Here is an 8,550-nt window from a genome sequence, read left to right on the forward strand (position 1 = left end):
GGCGCGGCAATGATCGGATGCAATGAAGCTTGGCCCATTAAAAGATCTTGGGGGGGCTACCGCCAGCTGAAAAATCAGCCTTTTAGAGTCAATTGTTGCAAAGAATCTCGGTCTGACCCCAATTACCCCAATTACCATCTGGGGTGTCCGGAACCTTAGTTATTATTCGACGGTGACGGACTTGGCGAGGTTGCGCGGCTGGTCGACGTCGGTGCCGCGCAGCACGGCGACATGGTAGGCCAGCAGCTGTAGCGCGACGGTGTAGACAATCGGGGCAATCAGCCGGTCGCAATGCGGCATCGGGATTACCTTGATGCCATCTTCGTCTTTGATCCCGGTTTCGCGGTCGGCAAACACATACAGCTGGCCGCCACGTGCCCGCACCACCTGCATGTTGGACTTGAGCTTGTCCAGCAATTCGTTGTTTGGCGCGACGACGACAACCGGCATCTCGTCGTCGATCAGCGCCAGCGGGCCGTGCTTGAGTTCGCCGGCTGCATAAGCCTCGGCGTGGATGTAAGAAATCTCTTTAAGCTTCAGCGCGCCTTCCATCGCGATTGGCCACATCGGGCCGCGGCCCAGGAACAGCGTGTGGTTTTTCTCGGCGAAGTCCTTAGCCAGCTGCTTGAGCGTGTCGTTCATCTCCAGCGCCTGCTCACTGGCCGCGGCAGCATGATAAAGATGCGACACCAGTTCACGCTGGCGCTCTTCGCTCATGCCGCGGTGCCGCGCGAGCATCATGGTCACGATCAGCATCGACAATAGCTGGGTGGTAAACGCCTTGGTGCTGGCGACGCCGATCTCCGGCCCGGCCTGCGTCATCATCACCAGGTCGGACTCGCGCACCATTGAGCTGTGTGCGCTGTTGCAGATAGTGAGCGAACCGAGATAGCCGGCCTGTTTGGCCATGCGCAGTGCTTCCAGCGTATCTGCCGTTTCGCCCGACTGCGACAGGGTTACAAACAGTGTGTTCGGCGGCACGGTGACCTGGCGATAGCGGTACTCGCTGGCGATCTCGACCTGCACCGGCAGATCAGCCAGCGCCTCGATCCAGTACTTGCCGACACAGCCGGCGTGATAGCTCGTGCCACACGCAATAATGTGTATGTTCTCGACCTTGGCCAGCAACTCATTGGCTTGTGGACCCAGCGCGTTGGGCAACACGCGATGGTTGGCCACACGTCCATAAAGTGTGTCGGCCAGCGCCGCCGGTTGCTCAAAAATCTCTTTCAGCATGAAGTGCGGGTACTGGCCTTTCTCGGCGGCATCGGCGCTCCACTTCTCTTCGTGTGCCTGGCGCCAGACCGGCTCGCCATGCTCGTCGAAAACATTAACCTTGTCGCGGCGAATCTCGGCAAGGTCGCCCTGCTCGAGAAAAATAAAACGCTGCGTCACTGGCAGCAACGCCGGCACGCCGCTGGCGACGTAGTTTTCGCCGTCGCCGACACCGATAACCAGCGGGCTGGCCACGCGGCTGACAATAAGGCGATCGGGGTCTTCGGCATCGAACACCAGCAGCGCATAGGCGCCTTCGAAGCGATCAACCGCCTTACGCACGGCTTCGACCAGGTCGTTACCCTGAGTCAGGTAATAATGGACCAGATGGGCGACGACTTCGGTGTCTGTGTCGGACTGAAACTCGTAGCCCTTCGCCTGCATCTCTTCCTTGATGGGCTGAAAGTTTTCGATGATGCCGTTGTGTATTACTGCGACACGCCCACCCGACAAATGCGGGTGCGCATTGGCCTCGGTGACACCACCATGAGTGGCCCAGCGCGTGTGCGCGACACCCAGATGTCCCTGCAGGGGCGTCGCGGCCAGCTTTTCATCGAGTTCGGCAACTTTGCCGACCGCACGGCACAACCCGATCTGGCCACTATCGTCGCGCACGGCGACGCCGGCCGAATCGTAACCACGGTATTCGAGGCGACGCAGGCCCTCGATCAGGATCGGGACGATGTCACGGTCTGCAATGGCGCCGACAATTCCGCACATTGTGGCCTCAGGAGTCCTTTGAACGTCTGGGTAGTCTGATCCAGGTCGCGATGCCCGCCTGTGGACTGGTTCTCATTTTTTGGGCTTTTTCACCGGCTTCTGCCAGCCTTCAATGCTTTTTTGCCGGGCGCGTGCAACTGTAAGCGTATTAGGCTTTGTGTCCTTGCTGATCGTCGAACCGGCGCCAATTGTTCCGCCCTCGCCTATGTGCACCGGGGCGACCAGCTCGGTCCCCGACCCGACAAACACATCATCCTCGATTTTCGTTCGATGCTTGTTGGCACCATCGTAGTTACACGTGATTGTGCCGGCGCCGATGTTTACGCTCTTGCCGATTGTAGTGTCGCCGATGTAGCTCAGATGACTGACCTTGCTGCCTTTGCCAATGGCACTTTTTTTCACCTCGACAAAGTTGCCTATCTTCACTTCACTACCGACAAAAGTCTCCGGCCGCACCCGGGCGAACGGGCCGATAGCCGACCGCGGTCCGATGTGAGCGTTGTCGATTAACGTATTTGGCAACACCTGGCAGTCCTGCTCGATCTGGCTGTCACGGATAAAACAGTTTGGCCCGATGCTCACGTTGTCATCCAGCTTCACCTCGCCCTCGAACACGACGTTTACGTCAATGATAACGTCGCGGCCGCAGGTCAGCGTACCGCGCACATCCACGCGTGTCGGATCGGCCAGCGTTACACCGGCATCCATCAAAGCCTCTGCGTTGCGCCAGCGCAGTGCGGATTCGACCTCGGCAAGCTGGCGGCGATCATTGATACCAAGCACTTCTTCCGCCGACCAGGCTTCAACGGTATTTACCGTGACACCGTCGGCAACCGCCATGGCGATGACATCGGTCAGGTAGTACTCGCCCTGCGCGTTGTCCGACGACAGTTTAGCCACCCAAGCACGCAACAGCGCCGCGCTGCAGGCAACGAAGCCGGTGTTCACCTCGGCGATCAGCAGCTGCTGTTCTGTTGCATCCTTTTGTTCGACGATGCGCTGCACGTTGCCCGCGTCGTCACGCACGATGCGACCATAACCATCCGGGTCCGGCAACACGGCTGTAAGCACGCCAAGCCCATCATCGCCGGCAGCATCGACCAGTTCCTGCAGTGTGTCGGCAGTAATCAGCGGGACGTCGCCGTACAGCACCAGTACGACATCGTGATCGGCAATGCGCGGCAGTGCCTGGGCGACGGCGTGGCCGGTACCGAGCTGCTCGGCCTGCTCCACCCAGTCAACCGGCGCATCGGCAAATGCTTCACGCACCGCTTCGCCGCCGTGGCCGTACACTACCAGCGGCGCTTCGGCCGACACGGTCACTGCCGTATCGATGACGTGGGCCAGCAGCGGCCGACCGGCGAGCGGCTGCAGCACCTTGGGCCGGGCGGAATTCATACGGGTGCCCTGCCCCGCAGCGAGAATGACGATACTTAGCGACATGGGTGCGGATTCTAGCGCGGAATTGTGGCAAAAAGGGGCTGTCGCAAGGAGTCGCGACTGAAGTCGCTCCCACGGCAGCTCTTCGCAGGGAGTCGCGACTGAAGTCGCTCCCACGACAGCCTGTCGCGGACAGTTGCAGATATTGCTGCCCGTGGCCCGTGCATGCCGGTAAACTAATCGTCTACGCTGAAGCAATGTCAGTGCGCCACGGTCCAATGACGAAAACCCCAATTCCGCAGCGGCTTATGCTGTTCATCCTGCTGCTGTGCCCGGCAATGGTAATGGCCGCTGTACGCATTGACGGTATCGCCGGGGATCTGCTGGCCAACGCCCAGGCGCACCTGGCGCTGGATGACGAACCTTGTGACGCGCCGATGTGGCGGGTGCGCCGCCTGCTGCGTCAGGGCAATGGCGAGATCAAAGAAGCCATGCAGGCGCTGGGGCACTACCAGGCCAGTATCGAATCGAGCCTGGCCGCTGGCGACGGCTGCTGGGAAGCGGTTTACACGGTAGTGCCGGGCGCGCCGGTTACGGTGCGCAAGCTGGATATCTCGCTGATCGGCGCCGCGGCTGACGACGCCGAGTTCACTCAGATTCTGGCCAACGCAAAACTGCAGCAACAGCAGCCGCTGCGTCATGATCATTACGAAGCGCTGAAGCGTGCCCTGCTTGATACGGCATCGCGGCGTGGCTATGCCGACGCACGAGTGTTGCGCAGCGAAGTCAATGTCTACCCGCAGGAATCTGTCGCTGACGTCCTCATCGAGATGCAAAGCGGCGAGCGCTACGCTTTTGGTGAGACGATTTTTCGCCAGGAGGTACTGACACCGAAGCTGGTGCAGGGGTTTATGCCGTACCGGCGTGGCGACCCGTACCACTCGGGCCAGCTGGCCGATTTCTACGCCGTGCTGTCCGGCAGCGGTTACTTCGGTCGCATCCAGGTCGAACCCTTGCTGGACACGCGCAGCAACGGCGAAATACCGGTTGCGGTAACGCTGACGCCGGGCAAGCGGCGCCTGTACACCGCCGGGCTGGGTTTCTCGACCGATACCGGGCCACGGGTGCGCGCCGGCTACACCGATCGCCGCGTAAGTCCAAGTGGCCAGCAGTGGAGCAGCAACCTGGTGATGTCGCGGGTCGTTTCAGAATTATCGGCCAACTACCGCCGCCCGCGAGGCGACCCGAAGACTGACTGGCTCAGCTTCGATGCCGGCTTTAAGCACGAAAGCACCGACACCAGCGAAAGCGACGCCTATCAGCTGGGTGTGCACCGCATCCGCCAGCGTCGTAATAACTGGCGCGAGAACCGCTTTGTCGATTTGCTCATCGAAGACTTCGTCATCGGGGAGCAGCAAAGAACGAGCACGCTGGTGATACCGGGAATATCGTGGTCACGCACCAAAGCGGAGAACCGGTTGCGACCGCAGCGGGGTCTGCGGGTTTTTCTCGAGGCCCGCGCCAGCGGCGACATGCTTGGCTCGGACACAAATTTTCTGCGTCTGGAAGCGCGCGGCAAACTGATCCGCAAGCTGTCGCCCAGGTCACGCCTGTTGCTAAGGGCCGAGAGCGGAATCAGCGTGACGGGCGAATTCTCCGAACTGCCGCCGTCGCTGCGCTATTTTGCCGGCGGCGACGCCTCGATACGAGGCTACGATTTTGAATCGCTGGGTCCGCGGGATGCATCCGGTCAGGTCATTGGCGGCTCCGGCAAGGTGGTCGCCAGTGTCGAGTACGAATTCACCATCCTGCCGCGATGGTCGCTGGCACTGTTCGTAGACAGCGGCAATGCCTTCGAAGATCTCGAACTGCAACCGCAAACCGGAGTCGGTATTGGTGCCCGCTGGCATTCGCCGGTCGGTCCGGTTCGCGTCGACCTCGCCAAACCGTTCAACGGCGCCGACCGCTCGGTGCGCCTGCACGTTTCTTTCGGGCCGGACCTGTGAGGCCGGGGCGTTTACTGCTGTGGTTCGGTGCGGCTCTGCTGCTGCTTGCTGTTGTCATTGCGATTGCCGCCGGGTGGGCGGTCCACACCGAGTCCGGTGCCCGCTGGGCCCTCAAGCGCGCCGCCAACGCCAGCGGGGCGATGCGTTTTGACGATGTTTCCGGAACGCTGTTTGGCCGGCTCGATGTCGGCAGCGTGCACTATGCCGACGAATCGGCCGAGCTTGCCGCACAGGGGATAAGCCTGCAGGTCGATCCCGACCGGCTGCTGGCGGGTGAGCTGCACGTGCGTGAACTGACGGCTGAAGCACTCAGCTATACGCCACGCCCGACCACCGGCAAAAAGAAAACCGGCGCGCCACCCTCGCTGCCGATCGACCTGACCGTTGACGATGTTCGCATCGGCCGGATAGTGATCCACGGCGACCGTGACGAACAGATTGATAACGTCGCTGCGCGAGCGCAGTGGCGTGGCGACATGATCACCATCGAAAGCCTGGCGTTGACGGTACGCGACTTCGAAATACAACTCGCCGGCACGGTGCGCCTGCGCGAGCGACCGGTCATCGACCTGAACGCCGACTGGCGCTCGCTGGCGGATAGCGGCCTGCACGGCAGTGGCCAGGTAACCGGCGATACCGCCAGCCTGGCCGTGCAGCATGAACTGGCCGGCCGTTATGCCGTCAGCACACGCGGCACGGTCGATTACCGCGACAACTCGGTGCACCTCGACCTGGTAAACACTGCCGATCAGCTCGACCACGTCGCCGGTGAGCGAAAACTGCAATTCAGCGATGCGAGTTTGTCCATCAAAGGGCCACTCGACAACTACCGCATAAGCCTGAATACCGCTCTTGCATCGCCCGGCCTGCCGGCACTGCAAATCAGTGGCAGCGGCAACGGCAACCTGCAGTCGCTGCAGGTCGCTGACCTGTCGGTAACACCACCACGCGGCAGGCTAAGCGGCAGCGGCGAGCTGCGTTGGGCGCCTGCTGTTTTCTGGCGTTTTGATGTCAGCGCAAACGATATCAACCCGGCCTTGTTTGCCGAACAATGGCCCGGGAACCTGGCTGGCGGGCTCAGGTTCAGTGGCAACCTGGACGAAGCCGGCCTGCGTTACCAGGCACGCGACATCGACATCAGAGGCACGCTGCGCGACAAGCAGCTCGCGCTGTCCGGGCAGGTGCAACTGGCTGGCAACGTCATCGAGATTCACCAGCTGCAGCTGCGTGCCGGTGCGGGCAGCATCAACAGCGTCGGCCAGGTCAACCTCGGCGAGCCGATACGCTGGCAAACCGATCTGTCACTGCGTGACGTCAATCCCGCGTTCCTGTTCGATGACTGGCCAGGGCAACTCAGTGGCAGTGTCCGTTTTGGTGGCAGCTATTCCACCACTGGCACCCGCTTTGTGGCGGAAAACATCGCTATCGATGGGCGGCTGCGCGACCAGCCGCTGCAGCTGGGTGGAACACTCCGGCACGACGGCACCGCGCTATCGCTCTCCCGCGTCAATGTGCGCAGCGGCAATAACCGCCTTCGCATAGACGGTAGTTTCGGGCGCCGGCTGGCCGTGGAATATAACGCCAACATTACCGATCTGGGTGCCTTCGGTCCGCAGTTCGATGGATCGCTCACCGGCGAAGGGCGGCTTGCCGGCACCCTTGCCGCGCCGGTAATCGAAGTTGACCTGGTAGCTGACGGGTTGCGCGTACCGGGTTATGCGATCGGGACGCTGCGCGCTGATGGTCAACTGGCGCCACGCGGCCGCCAGGCGACGCTGCTGCTTGAAGCTGGCGAGGTTGCGCTGGGCGAGCAGCGCATCGACAGCGTGCGCGCCACCGTGCGCGGCGCACTCGACCAGCACGAGATTGCGCTGGAATTGGCGACACCGTTGGGCCGCGTCAACGCAAGCCTGGCCGGCGGCTGGCAGGATGAACAATGGCGCGGCCAGTTGGCTGACAGCCGTTTTGACCTGCAGCAGTACGGCTTGTGGCAACAGCAATCAGCAGCAACGGTAACTGCAGCGGTAGCCGGCGCACAGGTGCGCGAACTTTGCTGGCGACAGGATACGGCGGCTGTCTGTATCGATGGGGGCATCGACGGTGGCGTACTGGCGGCATCGGCGAACGTGCGCGAAGTTCCTGTCGATACGCTGCGGCGCTTCCTGCCACCCGGCACCACGGCTGACGGCGCTATCAATGCCAGCGCCACGCTGCGCGGCACTACGAAAAACCCGCTGCTGGAATTCTCGGCAGGTGCAGCAGCGGTTGACTTCAGCTATCGCTACGCGGAAGACGAGGAACCGGTCACGACCACGGTCGAAGACATCACCCTCAGCGGCACTGCCAGCCTGGAGCAATTGGCAGCAAAGCTGAGCCTGAGCGGACCGGATGACGCTGCACTGCTATTCGACGGCGAACTGATGCAGTGGCGCGGCACCGGCCCGCAGGTCTCGGCACACCTCGACGCCTCGCTACCCGACGCGTCGCTGCTGGGGTTGCTGAGCACGCGCATCAATAACGTCACCGGCTCGCTGCGTGCTGACGGACGTATCGATGGCGACGCCCGGCGACCCAACTTTACCGGCTTCGTGCGACTGGAAAATGCCGGCGCCACAATTCCTGCCGCCGGCATCAGTCTGGATGACGTACAGCTGGAGCTGCGCCCGGCCGGTTCCGGCAAGGTGGGGCTGACTGGTGCCGCTAATTCCAGCGGCGGGCGCATTACGCTCGACGGTACCTTGCAGCTCGATGCCGCGGCAGGCTGGCCGCTGAGCGGGGCTATTACCGGGGAGCGTTTTACCGCGGTGCGGTTGCCCGGTATCGATGTCGTGGTGTCACCGGACCTGCAGCTTGGCGGCAACATTAGAGAACTGATGATCAAGGGCGACGTCGTGGCTGATCGCGCAATCATCGAATTCAAGGAACTACCGGAACAGGCAGTACGCATTTCACCGGACGTCGTTGTGGCAGGTGACGGTCAGACGGAAACGCCGCGCGAATCAATGCTGCAACTGGCGGCTGAGCTGAATGTGGAACTCGGCGAGGAAGTGAGCTTCAGCGGTTTCGGGTTACGCACCGGTCTTGATGGCGAGCTGGCCTTGCGCCTGATCCCCGGCAGGCCGCCACAGGGACGCGGCCTGATTACGCTCGAGTCGGGCCGCTTCCAGGC

The 8,550-nt window shown here is 62.0% G+C and carries 4 protein-coding genes; 2 read left to right on the forward strand and 2 right to left on the reverse strand.

Annotated elements, in window-relative coordinates:
* Positions 1-162 precede the first annotated feature (162 nt).
* Together glmS and glmU are read right to left on the reverse strand one after the other, a co-directional pair.
* Entirely contained in the window at positions 163-1,995 is a 1,833-nt protein-coding gene (glmS, locus tag HKN06_07435) for a glutamine--fructose-6-phosphate transaminase (isomerizing) (protein NNF61146.1), read from the reverse strand.
* Between the two features lie 72 nt (positions 1,996-2,067).
* Positions 2,068-3,438: a bifunctional UDP-N-acetylglucosamine diphosphorylase/glucosamine-1-phosphate N-acetyltransferase GlmU gene (gene glmU, locus HKN06_07440; protein NNF61147.1), complete on the reverse strand. Its 1,371-nt coding sequence runs from the start codon at positions 3,436-3,438 to the stop codon at positions 2,068-2,070.
* Between the two features lie 215 nt (positions 3,439-3,653).
* Between glmU and HKN06_07445 the strand changes: the two genes are divergently transcribed.
* On the forward strand, positions 3,654-5,381 hold the full coding sequence (locus HKN06_07445; protein NNF61148.1) for an outer membrane protein assembly factor: 1,728 nt from the start codon (positions 3,654-3,656) through the stop codon (positions 5,379-5,381).
* The coding region (locus HKN06_07450; protein NNF61149.1) for a hypothetical protein at positions 5,378-8,550 on the forward strand (3,173 nt) is incomplete at its 3' end. The genes HKN06_07445 and HKN06_07450, both read left to right, overlap by 4 nt.

This window comes from Gammaproteobacteria bacterium, from assembly GCA_013003425.1.
GTDB lineage: Bacteria > Pseudomonadota > Gammaproteobacteria > Steroidobacterales > JABDKV01 > JABDJB01.

Coding starts and splice junctions, on each gene's coding strand:
- glmS (NNF61146.1), bottom strand. CDS start 1,995: ATGTGCGGAATTGTCGGCGCCATTGCAGACCGTGACATCGTCCCGATC.
- glmU (NNF61147.1), bottom strand. CDS start 3,438: ATGTCGCTAAGTATCGTCATTCTCGCTGCGGGGCAGGGCACCCGTATG.
- HKN06_07445 (NNF61148.1), top strand. CDS start 3,654: ATGACGAAAACCCCAATTCCGCAGCGGCTTATGCTGTTCATCCTGCTG.